The organism is Hydrogenimonas sp., from assembly GCF_029933015.1.
Lineage (GTDB): Bacteria > Campylobacterota > Campylobacteria > Campylobacterales > Hydrogenimonadaceae > Hydrogenimonas.
Genome location: NZ_JAOZOZ010000156.1, coordinates 1 through 546, shown reverse-complemented (window position 1 = coordinate 546; position 546 = coordinate 1). Strand labels below are relative to the sequence as shown.

General features: G+C 52.4%; 1 protein-coding gene. It reads right to left on the bottom strand.

The features are described from left to right. Positions 1-123: 123 nt before the first annotated feature. Positions 124-546: hypothetical protein (locus tag Q1K23_RS08540; RefSeq protein WP_300363831.1), on the bottom strand; the 423-nt coding region annotated here is incomplete at its 5' end.

Below are 546 nucleotides of genomic sequence, written 5' to 3'. Positions count from 1 at the left end.
GATAGGCGAACCAGAAACGGCGCCCGACAGCTACCAGTCCGAAAAATCCCAGGGTGGCCCGCCGATGCACGAGAAGCAGATGGACGCCCGTATGCAAAACGGATTTTCTCATTTTTTACCTTTTCATTTTTCCGTGATACTGTCGAGCCACTCGCCGCAGCGCTGTGCCTCCCGTTCCATACCCGTGGCCTCGAAGATAGCCACCAGATTGGTGAGAATCTCTTTCAAAAAGTAGGTTGGCGGATCGTTTTCGACGGTTTCAAGCTCCGCAAGGCATGCCAGAGCCTCTTCTTTCGCTTCGGAGATCGACTTTTGCAGCAGATGGGTATGGGCGAGGTTGTTGAGAAGCCTTATATGATCCAAATGCAAAGATGCAGGGTCATCACGGTAAAGCGGGGAAAGGATCATGCGACTTCGCCGATTGAGCGAAGATGCTTCTTCGAATCTGCCCGTCTGGTTGTAGAGATAAGACAGGCGGTTCAGGTTTTTGATGTAGTCTTGGGCCCATCGGTCGGGGTTGGCTTCGTAGAGTCTTTCGAGGATGTG